Origin of the sequence: Streptomyces sp. NPDC046866 (assembly GCF_040704625.1) — a bacterium.
In the GTDB taxonomy this organism is placed as follows: domain Bacteria; phylum Actinomycetota; class Actinomycetes; order Streptomycetales; family Streptomycetaceae; genus Streptomyces.
Map to the genome: position 1 here is coordinate 76,910 of NZ_JBEYXN010000017.1, position 21,267 is coordinate 98,176.

At 73.5% G+C, this 21,267-nt stretch carries 16 protein-coding genes and 1 riboswitch; of the genes, 10 read left to right on the forward strand and 6 right to left on the reverse strand.

Annotation, left to right across the window (positions count from 1 at the left end; all coding sequences use genetic code 11):
• Positions 1-58: 58 nt before the first annotated feature.
• Complete coding sequence (locus AB0953_RS23550) at positions 59-2,515, reverse strand: DNA topoisomerase IV subunit A (RefSeq protein WP_366861514.1); 2,457 nt, start codon at positions 2,513-2,515, stop codon at positions 59-61.
• 249 nt (positions 2,516-2,764) lie between these two features.
• Here AB0953_RS23550 and AB0953_RS23555 point away from each other — a divergent pair, with 249 nt between their 5' ends.
• From AB0953_RS23555 to AB0953_RS23570, 4 genes are all read left to right on the forward strand, one after another.
• A complete protein-coding gene (locus tag AB0953_RS23555) occupies positions 2,765-4,123 on the forward strand; it encodes a pitrilysin family protein (protein ID WP_366861515.1) in 1,359 nt (452 codons plus the stop codon).
• Between the two features lie 20 nt (positions 4,124-4,143).
• A complete protein-coding gene (locus AB0953_RS23560; protein WP_366861585.1) occupies positions 4,144-5,511 on the forward strand; it encodes a pitrilysin family protein in 1,368 nt (455 codons plus the stop codon).
• A gap of 238 nt (positions 5,512-5,749) precedes the next feature.
• Positions 5,750-5,904: riboswitch (cyclic di-AMP (ydaO/yuaA leader) on the forward strand.
• Between the two features lie 13 nt (positions 5,905-5,917).
• Positions 5,918-6,712, forward strand: coding sequence for a M23 family metallopeptidase (locus AB0953_RS23565; RefSeq protein WP_366861516.1), 795 nt, complete (start codon positions 5,918-5,920; stop codon positions 6,710-6,712).
• Positions 6,713-6,938: 226 nt separating this feature from the next.
• Positions 6,939-7,604, forward strand: a complete 666-nt coding sequence (locus AB0953_RS23570) for a GntR family transcriptional regulator (RefSeq protein ID WP_366861517.1) — start codon at positions 6,939-6,941, stop codon at positions 7,602-7,604.
• Positions 7,605-7,832: 228 nt separating this feature from the next.
• On the opposite strand, the gene AB0953_RS23575 is transcribed toward AB0953_RS23570, so the two are convergent.
• Positions 7,833-8,114: an HPr family phosphocarrier protein gene (locus AB0953_RS23575; RefSeq protein WP_366861518.1), complete on the reverse strand. Its 282-nt coding sequence runs from the start codon at positions 8,112-8,114 to the stop codon at positions 7,833-7,835.
• A 184-nt stretch (positions 8,115-8,298) separates the two neighbouring features.
• Between AB0953_RS23575 and AB0953_RS23580 the strand changes: the two genes are divergently transcribed.
• The 5 genes from AB0953_RS23580 (at position 8,299) to AB0953_RS23600 (ending at position 15,094) form a co-directional block, all read left to right on the forward strand.
• Positions 8,299-11,109 carry a GNAT family N-acetyltransferase gene (locus tag AB0953_RS23580; protein ID WP_366861519.1) on the forward strand — a complete coding sequence of 937 codons (2,811 nt, stop codon included), beginning with the start codon at positions 8,299-8,301 and terminating at the stop codon, positions 11,107-11,109.
• A gap of 50 nt (positions 11,110-11,159) precedes the next feature.
• Positions 11,160-11,753, forward strand: coding sequence for a DUF5998 family protein (locus tag AB0953_RS23585; protein WP_361904782.1), 594 nt, complete (start codon positions 11,160-11,162; stop codon positions 11,751-11,753).
• Positions 11,753-12,955: a nucleotide pyrophosphatase/phosphodiesterase family protein gene (locus AB0953_RS23590; protein ID WP_366861520.1), complete on the forward strand. Its 1,203-nt coding sequence runs from the start codon at positions 11,753-11,755 to the stop codon at positions 12,953-12,955. Before AB0953_RS23585 ends, AB0953_RS23590 begins: the two co-directional genes overlap by 1 nt.
• Positions 12,956-13,032: 77 nt before the next feature.
• The gene (locus AB0953_RS23595) at positions 13,033-13,683 is read left to right on the forward strand and encodes a thymidine kinase (RefSeq protein ID WP_366861521.1); all 651 of its coding nucleotides are present in this window, start codon (positions 13,033-13,035) and stop codon (positions 13,681-13,683) included.
• Positions 13,684-13,765: 82 nt separating this feature from the next.
• On the forward strand, positions 13,766-15,094 hold the full coding sequence (locus tag AB0953_RS23600; protein ID WP_366861522.1) for an MFS transporter: 1,329 nt from the start codon (positions 13,766-13,768) through the stop codon (positions 15,092-15,094).
• Here AB0953_RS23600 and AB0953_RS23605 read toward each other — a convergent pair.
• On the reverse strand, positions 15,033-15,851 hold the full coding sequence (locus AB0953_RS23605) for a VOC family protein (RefSeq protein WP_366861523.1): 819 nt from the start codon (positions 15,849-15,851) through the stop codon (positions 15,033-15,035). The two genes, AB0953_RS23600 and AB0953_RS23605, sit on opposite strands and share 62 nt — an antisense overlap.
• A 186-nt stretch (positions 15,852-16,037) precedes the next feature.
• Here AB0953_RS23605 and AB0953_RS23610 point away from each other — a divergent pair, with 186 nt between their 5' ends.
• Positions 16,038-16,883, forward strand: coding sequence for a sulfurtransferase (locus AB0953_RS23610; RefSeq protein WP_366861524.1), 846 nt, complete (start codon positions 16,038-16,040; stop codon positions 16,881-16,883).
• Positions 16,884-17,164: 281 nt separating this feature from the next.
• On the opposite strand, the gene sepH is transcribed toward AB0953_RS23610, so the two are convergent.
• From sepH to AB0953_RS23625, 3 genes are all read right to left on the reverse strand, one after another.
• Positions 17,165-18,208, reverse strand: coding sequence for a septation protein SepH (gene sepH / locus AB0953_RS23615; protein ID WP_366861525.1), 1,044 nt, complete (start codon positions 18,206-18,208; stop codon positions 17,165-17,167).
• 490 nt (positions 18,209-18,698) lie between these two features.
• Complete coding sequence (locus AB0953_RS23620; protein WP_366861526.1) at positions 18,699-20,036, reverse strand: D-arabinono-1,4-lactone oxidase; 1,338 nt, start codon at positions 20,034-20,036, stop codon at positions 18,699-18,701.
• A complete protein-coding gene (locus AB0953_RS23625) occupies positions 19,978-21,243 on the reverse strand; it encodes an MFS transporter (RefSeq protein ID WP_366861527.1) in 1,266 nt (421 codons plus the stop codon). Before AB0953_RS23625 ends, AB0953_RS23620 begins: the two co-directional genes overlap by 59 nt.
• Positions 21,244-21,267: the final 24 nt, after the last annotated feature.

The following is a 21,267-nucleotide window of genomic DNA, read 5'->3' on the forward strand; positions in this document are numbered from 1 at the left end:
AGTCGGCATTCGGGTGGTACGTCCCGCGGGTCGCACCACCCGAACGCCTCGGTCCGTCCTACAGCGGGGCCCCCGCCACCACGGCCACGGCACCGGGCAGCGCGGCCCCCGAACCGTCGCGGCGCGGGTCCGCCGCGGGCAGCTCGACCGGGCTGCCGTTCGCGGACGCCGCCCGGGCCGGCGCGTTGCCCGCCCAGGCCAGGGTCAGCATGTCCTCGCCCTTCAGGAAGCGCTGGCAGCGCACGCCGCCGGTGGCGCGGCCCTTGCGCGGGTACTGGTCGAACGGGGTCAGCTTGCCCGAACGCACCGAGTCGTCCAGCGTCCCGTGCGAGCCGGCCACCGTGAAGACCACGGCGTCGCGGGCCGGGTCCACCGCCGAGAAGTGGATCACCTTGGCGCCCTCGGCGAGCTTGATGCCCGCCATGCCGCCCGCCGGGCGGCCCTGCGGGCGCACCTGTCCCGCCGGGTAGCGCAGCAGCTGTGCGTCGTCGGTGATGAAGACGAGGTCCTCCTCGCCCGTGCGCAGTTCCACCGCGCCGACGATGCGGTCGCCCTCCTTGAGGGTGATGACCTCCAGCTCGTCCTTGTTCGCCGGGTAGTCCGGCACGACGCGCTTGACCACGCCCTGCTCGGTGCCCAGGGCCAGGCCCTGCGAGGACTCGTCCAGCGAGGTCAGGCAGACCACCTTCTCGTCCGGCGCCAGCCCGGAGAGGAACTCCGACAGGGGGGCCCCGCCGGCCAGGTTCGGCGCGGCGTGGGTGTCCGGGAGCTGCGGCAGGTCGATCACCGACAGCCGCAGCAGGCGCCCGTGGGAGGTGACCGCGCCGACGTCGGCCCGGGCCGTGGCCGCCACCTGCGAGACGATCAGGTCGTGCTTGGCGCGGGCCCCGCCCTCCTCGCACGGAACCGGGTCGCCCGTCGCCGTGCGGGCCAGCAGGCCCGTCGAGGACAGCAGCACCCGGCACGGGTCGTCCGCGACCTCCAGCGGAACCGCCGCGACCGGGGCCCCCGCCGACTCCAGCAGGACGGTGCGGCGCTCGGTGCCGAACTTCTTGGCGACCGCTGCCAGCTCCGAGGAGACCAGCTTGCGCAGCTCGGCGTCGGAGTCCAGGATCCGGGTCAGCTCCTCGATCTCGGCGGTGAGCCGGTCGCGCTCGGACTCCAGCTCGATCCGGTCGAAGCGGGTGAGCCGGCGCAGCGGGGTGTCGAGGATGTACTGGGTCTGGACCTCGCTCAGCGAGAAGCGCTCCATCAGGCGCTCCTTGGCCTGGGCGGAGTTGTCGCTGTCGCGGATGATCCGGATGACCTCGTCGATGTCGAGCAGGGCCACGAGCAGGCCCTCGACCAGGTGGAGGCGGTCGCGCCGCTTGCCGCGGCGGAACTCGCTGCGCCGGCGCACGACGTCGAAGCGGTGGTCGAGGTAGACCTCCAGCAGCTCCTTGAGGCCCAGCGTGAGCGGCTGGCCGTCGACCAGGGCCACGTTGTTGATGCCGAAGGACTCCTCCATCGGCGTCAGCTTGTAGAGCTGCTCCAGCACGGCCTCGGGGTGGAAGCCGTTCTTGACCTCGATGACCAGGCGCAGGCCGTGCGCGCGGTCGGTCAGGTCCTTCACGTCCGCGATGCCCTGGAGCTTCTTCGACCCGACCAGGTCCTTGATCTTCGCGACGACCTTCTCGGGGCCGACGGTGAAGGGCAGTTCCGTGACGACCAGGCCCTTGCGGCGCGCGGTCACGTCCTCCACGGACACCGTCGCGCGGATCTTGAAGGTGCCGCGGCCGTTCTCGTACGCGTCCTTGATCCCGGACAGGCCCACGATCCGGCCCCCGGTGGGCAGGTCGGGACCCGGCACGAAGCGCATCAGCGCCTCCAGGTCCGCCTGCGGGTAGCGGATCAGGTGGCGGGCGGCCGCGATGACCTCGCCCAGGTTGTGCGGGGGCATGTTGGTGGCCATGCCGACCGCGATCCCGGACGCGCCGTTGACCAGCAGGTTCGGGTACGCGGCGGGCAGCGCGACCGGCTCGCGCTCCTGGCCGTCGTAGTTGGCGGTGAAGTCGACGGTGTCCTCGTCGATCGACTCCGTCATCAGTGACGTCGCGTCGGCCATCCGGCACTCGGTGTAGCGCATGGCGGCCGGCGGGTCGTCGTTGCCCAGGGAGCCGAAGTTGCCGTGGCCGTCGACGAGCGGCAGCCGCATCGAGAAGGGCTGCGCCATGCGGACGAGGGCGTCGTAGATCGACGCGTCGCCGTGCGGGTGCAGCTTGCCCATGACCTCGCCGACGACGCGGGCGCACTTGACGTACCCGCGGTCGGGGCGCAGGCCCATCTCGTTCATCTGGTAGACGATGCGCCGGTGGACCGGCTTCATGCCGTCCCGGGCGTCGGGCAGGGCGCGGGAGTAGATCACCGAGTACGCGTACTCGAGGAAGGAGCCCTGCATTTCGTCGACGACGTCGATGTCGAGGATGTTCTCCTCGAAATCCTCCGGCGGCGGGGTCTTCGTGCTGCGGCGGGCCATCGCTGCGCGGCTCCTTAACCAAGAAAGAAGGTGTGCTGGGGGTCTGGCGGGGTAGGGCGTCGGGCGGGGTCGGGGCCGGGAGCCCGGACGGGCCCGCCGGGGTGTCGCGGACCATTGTGGCCCGAGGCTCCGACAGCGCCGACTCCGACCCAGGCCTGAGCCGGGAACTTCCCCGGTGCCCGACGCGCTTGCATACAGTGGCAGGTCTGACACAAATCTCTGCATCGCGATCGAAGGGACCACATGCCCATGGGTCACACGGCCACAGCCCAGGCCGGCTCCGGCGGCCTGACAGCGACCGAACACCGGCTGGCCAACGGCCTGCGCGTGGTGCTCTCCGAGGACCACCTGACCCCGGTCGCCGCCGTCTGCCTCTGGTACGACGTCGGCTCGCGCCACGAAGTCAAGGGGCGCACCGGTCTGGCTCACCTCTTCGAGCACCTGATGTTCCAGGGCTCGGCGAGCGTACCGGGCAACGGGCACTTCGAGCTGGTCCAGGGCGCCGGCGGTTCGCTGAACGGCACCACGAGCTTCGAGCGCACGAACTACTTCGAGACCATGCCGGCCCACCAGCTGGAGCTCGCGCTCTGGCTGGAGGCCGACCGGATGGGCTCGCTGCTGGCCGCCCTGGACGAGGAGTCCATGGAGAACCAGCGCGACGTCGTCAAGAACGAGCGCCGCCAGCGCTACGACAACGTCCCCTACGGCACGGCCTTCGAGCGGCTGACCGCCCTGGCCTACCCCGACGGCCACCCGTACCACCACACGCCGATCGGTTCGATGGCCGACCTGGACGCGGCCTCGCTGGAGGACGCCCGCGCCTTCTTCCGCACGTACTACGCGCCGAACAACGCGGTGCTGTCGGTCGTCGGCGACATCGACCCGGCCCAGACCCTGGCCTGGATCGAGAAGTACTTCGGCACGATCCCCTCGCACGACGGCAAGAAGCCGCCGCGCGACGGCAGCCTGCCCGAGATCATGGGCCGCGAGCTCCGCGAGGAGATCGTCGAGGAGGTCCCGGCCCGCGCGCTGATGGCCGCCTACCGCCTGCCGCACGACGGCACCCGCGAGTGCGACGCCGCCGACGTGGCCCTCACCGTCCTCGGCGGCGGCGAGTCCTCCCGGCTGCACAACCGCCTGGTACGCCGCGACCAGACGGCCGTCGCCGCCAGCTTCGGCATGCTCCGCCTGGCCGGCGCCCCCTCCATGGGCTGGCTGGACGTGAAGACCTCCAGCGGTGTCGAGGTGCCCGCCATCGAGGCCGCCGTGGACGAGGAGCTCGCCCGGTTCGCCGCCGAGGGCCCGACGGCCGAGGAGATGGAGCGCGCCCAGGCGCAGCTGGAGCGCGAGTGGCTCGACCGGCTGAGCACCGTGGCCGGCCGCGCCGACGAACTGTGCCGCTTCGCCGTCCTCTTCGGCGACCCGCAGCTCGCCCTGACCGCCGTGCAGCGGGTCCTCGACATCACCGCCGAGGAGGTGCAGGCCGTGGCCGCGGCCCGGCTGCGCCCCGACAACCGCGCGGTGCTGGTGTACGAGCCCCTCGCGGCCGACGCCGCTGCCGATGACGACGCCGCGAACCAGAACGAGAACGAGGGGGCGGAGCAGTGAGCGACACCGCAGCCGTCACGATGACCTTCCACCCGCGGCCGCAGGCCGGCGAGGCCCGCCCCTGGGCCTTCCCGGCCCCCGAGCGCGGTGCGTTGCCCAACGGCATGACGGTGCTGCGCTGCCACCGCCCGGGCCAGCAGGTGGTCGCCGTCGAGGTCAACCTCGCCGCCCCGCTGGACGCCGAGCCCGAGGGCCTGGACGGCGTGGCGACCATCATGGCCCGGGCGCTGTCCGAGGGCACCGACAAGCACTCCGCCGAGGAGTTCGCCGCCGAGCTCGAGCGCTGCGGAGCCACCCTCGACGCCCACGCCGACCACCCCGGCCTGCGGGTCTCCCTGGAGGTCCCGGCCTCCCGGCTGCACAAGGCCCTGGGCCTGGTCGCCGAGGCGCTGCGGGCGCCGGCCTTCGCCGACAGCGAGGTCGACCGCCTGGTGCGCAACCGCCTCGACGAGATCCCGCACGAGCTGGCCAACCCGCAGCGCCGCGCCGCCAAGGAGCTCTCCCGCCAGCTCTTCCCGGCCTCCCTGCGCATGTCCCGGCCGCGCCAGGGCACCGAGGAGACCGTCGCCCGGATCGACTCCGCGGCCGTCCGCGCCTTCTACGAGGCCCACGTGCGCCCCGCCACGGCCACCGCCGTGGTCGTCGGCGACCTGACCGGCATCGACCTGGACGCCGTGCTGGCGGACACCCTGGGCGCCTGGACCGGCGACACCGCCGAGGCCCGCCCCGTGCCGCCGGTGACCGCCGACGACACCGGCCGGGTGGTCATCGTGGACCGGCCCGGCGCGGTCCAGACGCAGCTGCTCATCGGCCGGATCGGGCCGGACCGGCACGACAGCGTCTGGGCGGCTCAGGTGCTGGGCACGTACTGCCTGGGCGGCACCCTCACCTCGCGCCTGGACAAGGTGCTGCGCGAGGAGAAGGGGTACACCTACGGCGTGCGCGCGTTCGGCCAGGTGCTGCGCTCCACCGCCGACGGACGCGGGGCCTCGATGCTCGCCATCAGCGGCTCGGTGGACACCCCCAACACCGGCCCCGCGCTGGAGGACCTGTGGAAGGTGCTGCGCACCCTCGCCGAGGAGGGTCTGACCGATGCCGAACGGGACGTCGCCGTGCAGAACCTGGTCGGGGTGGCCCCGCTGAAGTTCGAGACGGCCGCCGCCGTCGCGGGCACGCTCGCCGACCAGGTCGAGCAGGAGCTGCCGGACGACTACCAGGCCCGGCTGTACGCCCAGTTGGCGAACACGGGCACCGTGGAGGCCACCACGGCGGTCGTCAAGGCCTTCCCGGTGGACCGCCTGGTCACCGTGCTCGTCGGTGACGCCTCGCAGATCGAGGAGCCGGTGCGCGCGCTGGGCATCGGAGAGGTGACCGTCGTCACCAACTGACCGGCGCCGCACGGTCGATGACCCGGTGGTGCGCCGCTGACGCGTCGGCGCACGGCGAAAGTCGAAGGGCCCCGATGGCTTGGCCATCGGGGCCCTTTATGTCCAATTGGCCCCAAGGTTGCTCGTATGGGATGTGGCGTACGCAACAAAACCGCGCGTCTGTTTGGCGATTGACTGATGATCCGCCTAGCGTCGGGCGTGCTGTCCGTCGGTTTGTACGCGCCGCACCCGCGGCACCGGGCAGCGATCGCCGAGTCCCCGTCAGGCGCGAGCCTGGGGAGCCGGGGACCCACAGTCCCTGGGGTGAATCGGGCCGCCTCGCCAGAGGGGCCCGTAGGAGACCTTCCTGCTCCGAACCCGTCAGCTAACCCGGTAGGCGAGAAGGAAGGAAAGGATCAGCCCCTCCATGGCCTTTGGCAGTCGTGCCGCCGGCAAGCACCGTGGTTCCAGCCGCCTGAGCCGCAAGACCGCCGGTTACGCCGGCGTCGCCGCCCTCGCCACGACCGGCGTGGTGGGCACTCTCGCAGCCCCGGCGTTCGCCGCTACGGACCACAAGCCCTCCATGGAGGACACCGGCCTGAACGCGGTCGTCACCGCAGAGGACCTCCAGGGCCAGATCGAGGCCCAGGCCGACGCCCAGCGCAACGCCGCGGAGGCCGCCGCCCTCAAGGCCAAGGCCGAGGCCGACGCCGCAGCCCGCGCCGCCGAGGCCAAGCAGAAGGCCGAGGAGAAGGCGAAGGCCGAGCGCGAGGCCGCCGAGCGCGCCGCCCGCGAGGAGGAGCGCAAGCGCCTCAACACCTTCGTCTCGCCGCTGGACGACACCTACATCAGCACCCAGTACCACGCCGGCGGCGGCATGTGGTCCTCCGGCAGCCACACCGGCATCGACTTCCACGCGGCCTCCGGCACCTCGGTCCACGCGGTCGGCGCCGGCACCGTGGTCGAGGCCGGCTGGGGCGGCGCGTACGGCAACAACGTCGTCATCCGCCACAACGACGGCACCTACACCCAGTACGGCCACATGTCCTCGCTGAGCGTCTCCGTCGGCGAGACGGTCACCCCGGGCCAGCAGATCGGCCTGTCGGGCTCCACCGGCAACTCCAGCGGCCCGCACCTGCACTTCGAGGCCCGCACCGGCGCCACGTACGGCTCGGACATCGACCCCGTCTCGTACCTGCGCAGCCACGGCGTCGACCTCTGACCCGACGCGGCGTCGAGCAGCCCCGCTGCACCGCTGCACCGCTTCGCACAGAACCCCGGCTCGCCGAGCCGGGGTTCTCGCGTTGCGGCTCAAAAGAGAAGCCGATTTCCGCCTGCGCTCGGAAAATTCCGCGTATTGCAATAGAGTCTCAGTACGATCCCGGTACGGCGGCGGCGAAGACGCCCGGGCAGCCGGAAAAGGCGGAGAAATGGGCGGAGGTCCGGTCTTGCGTATTCCCGCGCACGCGGTATGCACTGCAATCCGCGACGACATCGTCTCCGGGGCATTCCAACCGGGCGCGCGGCTGACCGAGGAGGTGCTGGCCCGCCGCTACGGCGTCTCCCGCGTCCCGGTCCGCGAGGCCCTGCGGACGCTGGAGTCCGAGGGGTTCGTGACCACCCGCCGGCATGCGGGCGCCTGCGTTGCGGAGCCGACCGAGCAGGAGGCCGCCGACCTGCTGGAGCTGCGGATGCTGCTGGAGCCGCTGGCTGCGACCCGGGCGGCCCGGCGCCGCACCGAGGCCCACCTCAAGGTGCTGCGCGGGCTGGTCAGGCTGGGACAGGAGCGGGCCCGCCAGGGCCAGGGCGAGGACCTGCGGGCCCTGGGGAGCTGGTTCCACGAGACGCTGGCGCAGGCCTCCGGCAGCCCCGGGCTGATCGCGCTGCTCGTCCAGATGCGGCACAAGGTCGCCTGGATGTACGCGGTGCAGGCGCCGCAGCGGCCCGTGGAGTGCTGGGCGGAGCACGGGGCGATCGTGGACGCGGTGGCGCGCGGCGACGCCGAGCGGGCGCGGGCGCTGACCGCCGGGCACGCGGACCGGACGGCGGGGGCCTACCGGCTGCGGGTGAGGACTTCGCAACGTGCCGTAAACATGGCGAGCGGCTCCCATTAACAGAACCCGCGTATGAAGGGGGATGCAAAGGGGCGGCGTATGTGCGCGGGCACCGGGTGCGCGCTTTTTGTGCACGTATTCCTTGTGCCTTTCTCCGCGCTCTTTCTTCGTGTCTTTTCGACGCCCCGGTCCTGAGGGGCAAACGACAGGAGCCGCGGCCACCGGAAATTCCCGGTGGCCGCGGCTCCTGTGGTTTCCCGCGCCGTCCGCGCGGGGGAACCCGAAGGGTCAGACCGTCTCAGGGAGCTCCTCGAGGCCCTCGGCGACCAGCTTCGCCAGGCGGTCCAGGGCCGCCTCGGCACCCTCGGCGTCGGACGCCAGGATGATCTCCTCGCCGCCCTGGGCGCCCAGGCCCAGCACCGCGAGCATGGACGCGGCGTTGACGGGGGTGCCGTCGGCCTTCGCGATGGTCACCGGGACCCCGGAAGCGGTCGTCGCCCGAACGAAGATCGAGGCGGGACGAGCGTGCAGGCCCTCGGCCCAGCCGACGTTGACGCGGCGCTCTGCCATGGTGATGCCCTTCAGGTTCTTACGGTTGTCTAGACCACTATCCCACAAGGTCCCGGGTGCTCCGACCGGCCTCCGGTCCGGGCCTCCCGAGGTGCCGACCACCCCAGCTTGCACCGATTCGCCCCGGCTTGCCGCCTCCGCCGCGCAGGAGCTCCCCGGCCCGCTCTGGCCTTAAGATCGCCGCATGACCACCGCGTCGGACCCCGCGTACCCGGCCCACTGGGAGGCCGACGTCGTCCTGCGCGACGGCGGCACCGCCCGCATCAGGCCCATCACCACCGAGGACGCCGGCCGGCTGGTCAGCTTCTACGAGCAGGTCTCCGACGAGTCGAAGTACTACCGCTTCTTCGCCCCGCACCCCCGGCTCTCCGAGCGCGACGTCCACCGCTTCACGCACCACGACTACGTCGACCGCGTCGGCCTCGCCGCGACCGTCGGCGAGGAGTTCATCGGCACCGTCCGCTACGACCGGATCGGCTCCGACGGCCGGCCCGCCTCCGGCCCCGCCGACGAGGCCGAGGTCGCCTTCCTCGTGCAGGACGCCCACCAGGGCCGCGGCGTCGCCTCCGCACTGCTGGAGCACATCGGCGCGGTGGCCCGCGAGCGCGGCATCCGCCGCTTCGCGGCCGAGGTGCTGCCCGCCAACACCAAGATGATCAAGGTGTTCACGGACGCCGGCTACCAGCAGAAGCGCACCTTCGAGGACGGCTCCGTCCACCTGACCCTCGACCTGGAGCCGACCGCCGAGTCCCTCGCGGTCCAGCGCGCCCGCGAACAGCGCGCCGAGGCCCGCTCCGTCCAGCGGCTGCTCGCCCCCGGCTCCGTCGCCGTCATCGGTGCCAGCCGCTCCGGCGGCGGCGTCGGCGCGGCGGCCCTGCGCAACCTCCGCGACAGCGGCTTCCGCGGCCACCTCTACGCCGTGAACGAGGCCCGCGCCCCCGGCATGGAAGGCGACCTGCTGGACGGCGTCCGCGCCTACCGCTCCCTCGCCGACATCGACGCCCCGGTCGACCTCGCCGTCGTCGCGGTCCCCGCCGAGCGGGTCCCGGAGGTCGTCGCCGCCTGCGGGGAGCACGGCGTACAGGGGCTCGTCGTCCTCTCCGCCGGGTACGGGGAGAGCGGCCGGGCCGGCCTCGACCGCCAGCGCGAACTGGTCCGCCAGGTGCGCTCGTACGGGATGCGGCTGATCGGGCCCAACGCCTTCGGCATCATCAACACCGCCCCGGAGGTGGCCCTCAACGCCTCCCTCGCGCCCTTCCCGGCTCCCGTCCGGGGCCGGATCGGGCTGTTCACCCAGTCCGGGGCGATCGGCATCTCCCTGCTGTCCGCCCTGCTCCGCCGCGGCGAGGGGCTGTCCTCCTTCGTCTCCGCCGGCAACCGCGCCGACGTCTCCGGCAACGACATCCTCCAGTACTGGTACGAGGACGAGGCCACCGACGTGGCCCTCATGTACCTCGAAACCCTCGGCAACCCGCGGAAGTTCACCCGCCTCGCGCGGCGCACCGCCGCGGTCAAGCCGGTCGTCGTCGCCAAGGGCGGCCGCCACACCCCGGCGGGCCACGTCGTGCCCGGGACCCGGCTGCCGGAGACCACGGTCTCCGCGCTCCTGCGCCAGGCGGGCGTGATCCGGGTCGACACCGTCACCGAACTGGTCGACGTCGGGCTGCTGCTGGCCTCGCAGCCGCTGCCCGCCGGGCCGCGCGTGGCGATCCTCGGCAACTCCGAGTCGCTCGGCTTCCTCACGTACGACGCCTGCCTCGCCCAGGGGCTGCGGCCCGGCGCCCCGCTCGACCTGACCACGGCCGCCTCCCCCGAGGACTTCGGGCAGGCACTGGCCGCGGCCCTGGCCTCCGACGCGCACGACGCCGTGGTCGTCACGGCGATCCCCTGGGTCAGCGAGCAGGCGGGCGCCGACGACCTGGCCGACGCCCTGCGGGACGCGGCGGCCGCGCATCCCGGCAAGCCCGTGGCGGTCGTCAACGTCGAGCTGGCCGAGCTCGTCGACGCCCTCGCCCGCGAGGACGTGCACATCCCCGCCTACCCCGCCGCCGAGCGGGCCGTGCGCGCCGTGGCCGAAGCCGTCCGCTACGCCCAGTGGCGGCGGGCCAACGCCGACGCCGGCCACGTGCCCGAGTACGACGACATCGACGAGGCCGGGGCCGCCGCGCAGCTCGCCCGCCTCCTCGCCGCAGCCGACAGCGCCGCGGAGGCCGGCCCCGGCCCCGGCGCAGCGGCCGCCCTCGGCGCCCCCGCCGGACTCGCCGCCCGCGCCGGCCGCCCGGGCCCCGGCGCCGGGCTCGGCGACGGGGTGCTCACCCTGCCCGACGCCGACGCCGCCGAGCTGCTCGCCCGCTACGGGATCCGGGTCCTGCCCACGCTGCCCGCGCCCACCCCCGACGCCGCGGTCCGGGCCGCGGAGGCCCTCGGCTACCCGGTCGCCCTCAAGACCACCGCCCCGCACCTGCGCCACCGCGCGGACCTCGGCGGCGTACGCCTGGACCTGACGACCGAGGCCGAACTGCGCCGCTCGTACGACGAGCTCACCGACCTCCTCGGGACCCCGGCCGAGCTGCTGCCCGTCGTCCAGGCCATGGTGCCCCGCGGCGTCGACACCGTCGTGCGCTCCGTGATCGACCCGGCCGCCGGCGCCGTCCTCTCCTTCGGGCTCGCCGGCGTCGCCTCCGAGCTCCTCGGCGACACCGCCCACCGCCTCGTGCCCGCCACCGACCGGGACGTCGCCGGACTGATCCGCTCCATCCGGACCGCGCCCCTGCTGTTCGGCTGGCGCGGCAGCGACCCCGTCGACACCCCCGCCCTCGAGGAGCTGCTGCTGCGGCTGTCGCGGCTGGTCGACGCCCACCCCGAGGTGGTCGGCGTCACCCTCGAACCCGTCGTGGTGGCGACCGAGGGGCTCTCGGTGCTGAGCGCCGCCGTCCGCATCGCCCGTCCGCCCGCCCGCACCGACCTCGGCCCCCGGACGCTCCCCAGCTACTGAGCGGGTCAGGGGCGGCCGGGGCGCCCCGTGCGGGCCTTAGGATGGACCCCATGGCGAAATCCGGTACGACGACCCAGGGGCTGCGCACGGCGATCGAGCGCAGCGGCTACTACCCGGCCCTCGTGGCCGAGGCCGTGGAGGCCGCGGTGGGCGGCGAGCCGATCTCGTCGTACCTGGTCCACCAGGAGACCACCTTCGACTCCAACGAGGTCCGCCGGCACGTCACCGTCCTGGTCCTGACCGACAACCGCTTCATCGTCAGCCACACCGACGAGCAGGCCGCCGACGCCGGGTCCCCGTCCCCGTACGCGACCACCTCCACCGAGTCGGTGAAGCTGGCCAGCATCTCCTCGGTGGTGCTCAGCCGCGTCGTCGCCAACCCCGAGTCCTACACCCCGGGCACCCTGCCCCGCGAGGTCGTCCTGACCATCGGCTGGGGCGCGGTCTCCCGGATCGACCTGGAGCCGGCCGCCTGCGGCGACCCGAACTGCGACTCCGACCACGGCTACACCGGGAACTCCACCGCCGACGACCTCAGCCTGCGCGTCAGCGAGGCCGGCGACGGCCCGGAGGCGGTCCGCCAGACTCTCCTGTTCGCCCAGGCGCTCTCGGAGGCGACCGCGGCGACCTCCTCCGCCCGCTGATGTCCTACTCCGCACCGTCGAACTGGGACGAGCCGGAGCTGCTGGACCCCGCCGGCGCCCCCGTGCCCGAGTACGGCTCGGGCTCGCTCGCCGACCTGCTGCCGACCCTGGTCGCCGGCCAGGGCGTGCCGGGCTACACCGCCGCCATCGCCGAGCTCACCCCGGCCGACCGCAACTGCGTCTTCCTGGTCGACGGCATGGGCTGGGAGCAGATCAAGGCCCACCCCGACGAGGCCCCCTACCTGAACTCCCTGCTCGCGACCTCGCGCGGCGGCACCGGGCGCCCCCTCACCGCCGGCTTCCCGGCGACGACTGCCACCTCCCTGGCCTCCGTGGGCACCGGCCTGCCGCCCGCCCGCCACGGCCTGCCCGGCTACGCGGTGCGCAACCCCGACACCGGCGGCCTGATGAACCAGCTGCGCTGGAACCCCTGGACCCCGCCCAAGGCCTGGCAGCCCTACCCGACGGTCTTCCACGAGGCCGACGCGGCCGGGGTGGCCACCGCCCAGGTGTCCTCGCCCGCCTTCCAGACCACCCCGCTCACCAAGGTCGCCCTGAGCGGCGGCACCTTCCTCGGCCGGCTGTCCGGCGAGGAGCGGGTGGACCTCACCGCCGAGCGGCTCGCGGCCGGCGACCGCTCGCTGGTGTACACGTACTACAGCGAGCTCGACGGGGCCGGCCACCGGCACGGCGTCGACTCCGACGCCTGGCGCGGCCAGTTGATGTACGTCGACCGGCTGGTGCAGCGGCTCGCCGAGCAGCTCCCGCCGCGCACCGCCCTGTACGTGACCGCCGACCACGGCATGGTGGACGTCCCCTTCGACGAGGACTCGCGCATCGACTTCGACGAGGACTGGGAGCTGGGCGCGGGCGTCGCCCTGCTCGGCGGCGAGGGCCGGGCCCGGCACGTGTACGCCGTACCGGGTGCGGAGGCCGACGTGCTGACCGTCTGGCGCGAGGTGCTGGGCGACCGGTTCTGGGTCGCGAGCCGCGAAGAGGCTCTGGAACTGGGCTGGTTCGGGCCGCCGGGGGAGTGCGACGAGCGGGTGCTCGGGCGGATCGGGGACGTGCTCGCCGCCGCCCGGGCCGACGTCGCGATCACCGCGTCCGTGAACGAGCCCAACGAGTCCGGGCTCGCCGGCATGCACGGCTCCATGACCGCGGCCGAGCAGCTCGTCCCGCTGCTCGAAGTGCGCACCTGACGGCCGGCGCCCTGCCGGCGCACCGCCACCGCCACCGTTTTCCCGCCGACCACGACCCGAAAGGTCCCGTTCCCTCCATGCCCGAATTGGTGTTTTTCTCCGGCACGATGGACTGCGGGAAGAGTACGCTGGCGCTCCAGATCACCCACAACCGCTCGGCCCGCGGCCTGCAGGGCGTGATCTTCACCCGCCAGGACCGGGCCGGGGAGGGCAAGCTCTCCTCGCGCCTGGGGCTGGTCACGGACGCGGTCGAGGTCACCGACGCGATGGACGTCTACGGGCACCTCGTCGCGCAGCTGTCCAAGGGCGGCAAGGCGGACTACGTCATCGTGGACGAGGCCCAGTTCCTCGCCCCGGAGCAGATCGACCAGCTGGCCCGCATCGTGGACGACCTGGAGATGGACGTCTTCGCCTTCGGCATCACCACCGACTTCCGCACCAAGCTCTTCCCGGGCTCCCAGCGGCTGATCGAGCTGGCCGACCGGATCGAGCAGCTCCAGGTCGAGGCCCTGTGCTGGTGCGGCGCCCGGGCCACGCACAACGCCCGCACGGTCGGCGGCGAGATGGTCGTCGAGGGCGAGCAGGTCGTCGTCGGCGACGTGAACCGCCCGGCGGAGGAGATCGGCTACGAGGTCCTCTGCCGCCGCCACCACCGCCGCCGCATGACCTCGGCCGCCGCCCACGCCGCCGCCCTCTCCCCGGACGTCCTCCCCGTCAACCCCGTTTGACGGCACCCGGAGCCCGCGGGTCCGTCTTCCCGGACCCGGAGGTGACCGACCGGGGCCGGACCGTCCGGGCTAGGCTCGGCCCGTGGCCGTCTTCCCCGTCTCCTCCGCCAACTTCCGGCGCTTCTGGGCGGGGCAGACCCTCTCCCAGTTCGGCACCCGCGTCGGTGCCCTCGCGCTCTGCGTGACCGCCGTCGACCACCTCGACGCCGACAGCACGCAGGTGGGCGTGCTCACCGCCGCCTCGACCGTCTGCTACCTGCTCATCGGCCTCCCCGCGGGCGCCTGGGTGGACCGGATGCACAAGCGCCGGACCATGATGGGGGCCGCCGCGCTGCGCGCCCTCGCCGTGCTCGCGGTCCCGCTCCTGTGGGCCGCGGACGCCTTGCGGATCGAGGCGCTGTACGCCGTCGCCCTGGTCGTCGGCGTCGTGACCGTCTTCTTCGACGTCGCCTACCAGTCCTACGTGCCGGTGCTCGTCCCCGACGAGGACATCGCCGCCGCCAACTCCCGCCTCGAGGCCAGCGCCCAGGTCTCCGCCCTGGGCGGCCCGGCGCTCGCCGGCCTGCTGCTGCGGGTCGTGAGCGCGCCGGTCGTCCTGCTGCTGGACGCCTGCGCGTACCTCGCCGGATGCGTGTGCCTGGCGCTGACCCGGGACGGCGAGCAACTCCCCTCGCAGACCGCCCCGGCGGCCCGCAGCGGACTGCGCGCCGACATCGCCGAGGGGCTGCGGTTCGTACGGGACCAGCCGGTGATCCGGCGGCTCGCGCTGTCCATGGGCGTGTCCAACTTCTTCGCGACGATGACGGCGACCCTCGTCCCCGTCCTGGTCCTGCGCATCCTCGGCTTCGACGCGTTCGTGCTCGGCCTGATCATGACGGCCGGCGCCGTGGGCGGAGTGCTCGGTGCGGCGCTCGCGCCCCGCGCCCGCAAGCGCTTCAGCGCCGCCGCGGTGATGGCGGCCGGCCTGATGACCGCCGCCGTCTTCAGCGCGGCGGGCCCGCTGGCGGCCCTGGCCGGCCCGGGCGCCAAGGCGGTCTCCGGCACGGTCCTGGTGGTCGGCGAGTTCGGGATGACCGCCGGGGCACTGCTCTTCAACGTGACCCAGGTGAGCCTGCGCCAGAGCGTCTGCCCCAAGCACCTCCTCGGCCGGATGAGTGCCTCCATCCGCTTCGTCGTCTGGGGCGGCATGCCGCTCGCGGCCCTGGCCGCCGGCTGGCTCGGGGAGGAGGTCGGCGTGGTGCCCACGCTGTGGATCGGCGTCGCCGGCGCCGTGGCCACGGTCCTGCCGATCACCACGATCGACAGGGTCCTGGCCGGCGACGGCCGCGGCGCTGCCCGTCGCGGGCCCGTCAGCGGTGGTTTCCGGGCCTCAGCTCGACCAGGGCGAGCAGGGCGCCCTCCGGGTCCGTGACCGTGGCCACGCGGCCCGTCAGGGCCTCGCGCGGCGGCTGGACGACGCGCCCGCCCAGCCGGTGGACCCGTGCCGCGGCCGCATCGGCGTCGTCGACCTGGAAGTACGTCATCCAGTGCGGGCCACGGTCGTGGGGCAGGGAGCGCCCCACGCCGTGGACGGCGGCGACCGGCCGGCCGCCGAGGAGCAGGGTCACGTAGTCGAAGTCCGCGGGGGGCGGGGCCGGAGCGGGGGCCGGGGCGGTGCGGTGCTCGGCCTCGTGACCGAAGACGTGCTCGTAGAACTTGGCCACGGCCGAGGTGTCCTGGGTGAGCAGTTCGGCCCAGACGGGGGTGCCGTGGACCCCCGAGAGCCGGGTGCCGACGTGCTCCTCCGCCTGCCAGATGCCGAAGACCGCGCCGAGCGGGTCGGCGCAGATCGCCATCCGCCCCGCGCCGGACGCGTCCAGCGGCCCCACGGCGACGGTGCCGCCGCACGAGCGGATGATTTCGGCCGTCGTGTCGGCGTCGTCGGTGGCGAAGTACGTGGTCCAGGCGACCGGCAGGTGCCGGTCCGGCGGCATCTCGCCGATGCCGGCCACCTCGCGGCCGTCCAACAGCGCCCGCACGTACGCGCCGAAGGGCTCGGGGCCGGGCTCGTACTCCCAGCCGAACAGGTCGGTGTAGAAGGCCTCGGTGGTGCCGAGGCCGTGCACCATCAGACTCGACCAGCAGGGTGTGCCGGGCGGGCGCCGCGTTGCTTCCGCTGCCTCGCTCATATCAGCCGTCTCCTCCGTCGTCGACGCGCCGACGCGCGTGTCGGACCAGATGGTTCCACTCCTGCGGGTCCGGCGCGCCCCGACCGGCCGGGATTCGCCGGAGCGGACGGAGATGACCGAATCGGTGCGGCCTGTCGGTGTCCGGCCTGTTACACCGGGCGGAACCGGGGGAGGAAGATGGGCCGCATGACTGCGAACTCTGTGATCGTCTCCCCCGCCGAGCTGGCGGCCGAGCTGGCCGGCCCCCGGCCCCCGGTGCTGCTGGACGTCCGCTGGCAGCTGGGCGGCCCCGATCTGCGCTCCGCGTACGAGGCCGGGCACCTGCCGGGTGCGGTGTACGTCGACCTCGACCGCGAACTGGCCGGTCCGCCGGGGGCGGGCGGCCGACACCCGCTGCCCGACGCGGAGGAGTTCGGCGCGGTGATGCGCCGGGCCGGGGTGAGCGCGGACGTGCCGGTGGTCGTGTACGACGGGGGCCTGGGCTGGGCGGCCGCCCGCGCCTGGTGGCTGTTGCGCTGGACGGGTCACCCGCAGGTGCGGGTGCTGGACGGGGGCCTGGCCGCGTGGACGGCTGCCGGGGGTGCGGTGACGGCGGAGCCGGCGGCCCCCTCAGAGGGTGATTTCAAGCCAACTCCGGGGGCTGTGGGGCTGCTGGATGCGGACGGGGCGGCGGCGCTGGCGCGCAGCGGGGTCCTGCTGGACGCGCGGGCGGGGGAGCGCTACCGCGGCGAGGTCGAGCCGATCGACCCCGTCGGCGGGCACATCCCCGGTGCGGTGTCGGCGCCGACCACGGAGAACGTGGGCGCCGACGGGCGGTTCCTGCCGGGTGATGCGCTGCGGGCCCGCTTCGCCGCCCTGGGCGCCGGGGGCGATGTGGCGGTGGGTGTGTACTGCGGCTCAGGTGTCTCGGGTGCGCACGAGGTGCTGGCCCTGGAGATCGCGGGCATCGAAGCCGCCCTCTACGCGGGCAGCTGGTCGGAATGGTCCTCGGACCCGAACCGGCCGGTGGCCACGGGCCCGGACCCGCAGTAGCCACCCGCGCGCTGCCGCTGTTCTGCTGCGCGGAGCCTGTCCCCTCCCCGCCCCTTCCCGAAACCGGGCTCCGCCCGGACCCGTCAAAGATCGGGGCTCCGCCCCGGGCCCCGCGCCTCAGACGCCGGCGGGGCTGATGTCAGCCTGCGCGGCGTTTGAGCACACCGGGCGCGGAGCGCAGGAGGGGAAACGGCTCCGCGCAGCGGAACAGCGCGGCAGCCGCAGCCCAGGCCACGGGCCGGGCCCGCCACGGGGAGGACGCGACGCGGTGGCGGGAGCGGCTACTCCTGTTTCTTTCGGCGGGTGCCGAAGACGATTTCGTCCCAGCTCGGAACGGCGGCGCGGCGGCCCGGGCGGACACCGTCGGCCTCCGCCTGCCGGTCGGTGGTCCCCGTCAGCCGTTCCCGGTGCCCCGCCACCGTCCGCGGCATGAGGACGTCCGCGTACGCGGAGCCCGCACCGGCCGAGGCCGCCGGCGGCTCCTCCGCCTCGGCCTCCTCCGCCGGGGCGTCGGCCCGTTCGGGGACGACCAGGTCGCCGCGGAAGCTCGGCACCGCCTCCAGCAGGCTGGTCAGCGTGTCCCGCTCCTCCTCCGGCTCCGGCGCCGGGGCGACGGGGCGTTCGGGCTGGCGGTCGAGGGTGCGGTCCAGCGGCCGGTCCCGCGGCAGCCGCGCGATCCTCGGCACGAACGGAAAGCTCGGCTCCGGCGCCGTCGGCAGGTCGTCCGTCTCGCCGATCAGCGAGCGGGCCTCGTCGTCCACGGCGACGACCAGCCGGCGCGGCGGGTCGTACGTCCAGCTCGCCGAGTGCGGTTCGCCCGCGACGCGGTAGACGAGCAGGACCTCCCACGTGCCGTCGTCGCGGCGCCACGAGTCCCACTGGACGGAGTCCTTCTCGGCCCCGCGCAGCAGCAGCCGCTCCTGGACGGCCTCGCCGAGCTGCGGCCCGGTGTTCTCGCCGGGCCGGCGCACCGGCGTCTTGCGCGCCCGCTCGGCCATGAACGCGCGCTCGGCCAGCACGGGGCCCTCGAAGCGGCGTACGCGGTCGACGGGGATGCCGGCGAGTTGAGCGACCTCCTCAGCGGAGGCACCGGCCCGTATGCGCGCCTGGATGTCCCGGGGGCGGAGGTGGCTCTCGACCTCGATCTCGATCTGGTTCAGGCGCGCGCGGTCGTTGCGCACGGCAGCGCGCAGCCGTTCGTCGATCGGAAGCGTGTACTCCGTGCTGTCCGCAGCCTTGAGCACCAGTCGTGTGCCGTCATTCGAGACGGCCACGACACGCAGTTCGGGCATGGGGACCTCCCGGGTGGTGCCTGCCGACGTCACGTGCGTCGCTGCTTCCGCTAGTCGAGTGTGGCCTGCCCGGGTGCAGCCTGCCACAACCTTGCCGAGTTAAACCGGCGTGTCGGGCATGCGCCCTTGATCGCCGTTATGGCACGGTTACCTGTTGGGCACGCACAGTGACCGACTGGTTACTGTGCGCAGCAGGCGCCCGTTCAATGCCGCGGCATCACCGGTCCGAGTGCCGCTCCTCCATCAACCGGCCCCCTCTCCCGGGTCCGGACAGCCGAAAGGAAGGACGGCCCCAGGGCTCGCCACAGTACTCCATTCGGGCCACCTCGGTGGACCGCCGCGCCGCCGAACTTGTCCTCGGCGGCGGGAGTTGGGCTGCCCCGGATCGGGCCGGACCTGCGGGCGCGCCCGTTTTCGGGTGTCCTGTTTCACAGAATCCGCAAAATCGGAACCTTCCCTTTCGCCGGTGCGTCGGCCCCTGCCCGCCCCTCGCGGCGGGGCGGGCAGGGCTGCTGACCGGGGTTCAGTCGCCCAGCACGCGCCGCAGGTAGTCGTTGCCGAAGAGGCGGTCGGGGTCCAGCCGGTCGCGCAGCGCCGTGAATTCGCCGAAGCGGGGGTAGGCCCGCGCGAGGTACTCCGCGTCCCGGGTGTGCACCTTGCCCCAGTGCGGCCGTCCGCCGTGGGCCGTGAGGATCCGTTCGGCGGCGGTGAAGTAGGCCTGGTACGGGGTGCCCTTGTACATGTGCACGGCGATGTACGCGCTCTCCCGCCCGGACGCGGTGGACAGCGTGATGTCGTCCGCCGGAGCGGTCCGCACCTCCACCGGGAAGCTGATCCGCAGCCGGGAGCGGTCGACCGTCGCCTTGAGCTCCCGCAGCGCCTCGACCGCGTGCTCGCGCGGCACGGCGTACTCCATCTCCACGAACCGCACCCGGCGGGGGCTGGTGAACACCCTGTACGGGATGTCCGTGTAGGTCCGCGCGGACAGGGCGCGGCTCGCGACGCGGGCGATCGAGGGGATCGCGGCCGGGAAGGCCCGGCCCAGGGAGTTGACGGCCTGGAAGACGCCGTTGGACAGCAACTCGTCCTCCACCCAGGCGCTGACGGCCCCGGGCGGGGCGGCGGGGCCCTGGCTGCGGTTGTTGCGCTTGGTGTTGCAGTTGCCGGTGTGCGGGAACCAGTAGAACTCGAAGTGCTCGTTCTCCGCGACGTGCTGCTCGAACTCGGCGGTCACCCGGTCGAAGCGCATGGGCTCCTCACGGGCGGTCAGCAGGAAGAGCGGCTCCACCGCAAAGGTGATCGCGGTGACGATGCCGAGCGCCCCGAGGCCGATCCGGGCGGCCGCGAAGACCTCGGGGTGCTCCTTCTCGGAACAGGTGAGCAGCCGGCCGTCGGCCGTGACCAGTTCCAGGCCGCGGATCTGGGCGGCGATGGAGGCCGAGTCGCGGCCGGTGCCGTGGGTGCCGGTGGCGGTGGCGCCCGAGACCGTCTGCTCCATGATGTCGCCCATGTTCGTGAGCGAGAGGCCCTCCGCGGCGAGCGCCCGGTTCAGGTCCTTCAGTGCGGTGCCCGCCGCCACGGTCACGGTGCCGGCGGCCCGGTCGATCGCCAGGATCCCGCTGAGCGCCTGCGGGCGCAGCAGCACCCCGTCGGTCGCGGCGGCCGCGGTGAAGGAATGGCCGGTGCCGACCGCCTTCACCCGCAGCCCGTCCTCGGCGGCGCGGCGCACCGCCTCCTGGAGCTCCCCGACCGAGGCCGGTGCCACCACGCGCGCCGGTGCGGCGGTGACGTTGCCCGCCCAGTTACGCCACGCGGTCCGGCTGTTCTTCCCTGCTGTCCCCGCTGTCCCCGCCATCGCCATCGCTAGAGGGCTCCTCCCCTTGCGCCGGCCTCGTCAGCCGGCGGTAACCCGCGAACGCCACCGCCGCCGCGGCCGTCCCCGCCGAGATGGAGACGACGTAGCCGCTGCGCGCACCGGCCGCGTCGATGACCCAGCCGGCGACGGCCGAGCCGAGGGCGACACCGACCGCGAGGCCGGTGCTGATCCAGGTCATTCCCTCGGTCAGCTTCGCGCGTGGTACGTGCGCCTCGATCAGGGCCATCGTGGTGATCATCGTGGGAGCGATAGCGAGGCCCGAGACGAAGAGCGCCACGGCCAGAAACGGAAGGTTCCCGGCCAGTAGGAGGGGGATCATACTCACGGCCATCGCACATACGCCCAGTACCCAACGGCGTTCGGTCCGGCCCTTGAGGTGGAGCAGGCCGAAGACGATCCCGGCGATACAGGACCCCAGCGCCCAGATCGCCAGGATGAAGCTGGCGGCGGGCTTGGCGCCCTGCTCCTCGGCGAAGGCGAGGGTGGCCACGTCGATCGAGCCGAAGATGGCTCCGGTGGCCACGAAGGTGGCCGTGAGCACTTGCAGGCCGGGCGAGTTCAGCGCCGAGGCGCCGTCGGCCTGCAGGCCGCGCGGGTGTGCCGCGGGCTCGGTGGAGCGCTGCGCGGTCAGCAGCCAGACGCCGACCAGCAGGCAGACGGCGGCGATCAGCGGCCCCGCCTCGGGGAACCACGTGGTGGACAGCCCGATCGCGAGGATGGGCCCGAAGATGAAGCAGACCTCGTCGACCACCGACTCGAAGGAGTACGCGGTGTGCAGTTCGCGCGGGGAGTCCCGGTAGATCGCCGTCCAGCGGGCCCGGACCATCGAACCCACACTGGGCACGCAGCCCGCGACCGCGGCGCACACGAACAGCGTCCAGTCCGGCCAGCCGTTCGCGGCGGCCACGAGGAGCACCGCCACCGCGGCGACGCAGACCAGCGTGGCGGGGCGCAGCACCCGCCGCTGCCCGTACTGGTCCACCAGGCGGGACACCTGGGGGCCGACGGCCGCGGCCGACAGGGCGAGGGTGCCGGTGAGGGCGCTCGCCATGGCGTAGCGGCCCGTGAGCTCCGAGATCATTGTGAGGACGCCGACGCCCACCATGGAGATCGGGATCCGGCCGATGAAGCCGGCCGCGCTGAACCCCCGGGTTCCGGGGGCGTCGAATATGGCGCGGTAGGGACTGGGCACGGTGCCTCCGTGGGGGACGTGGGC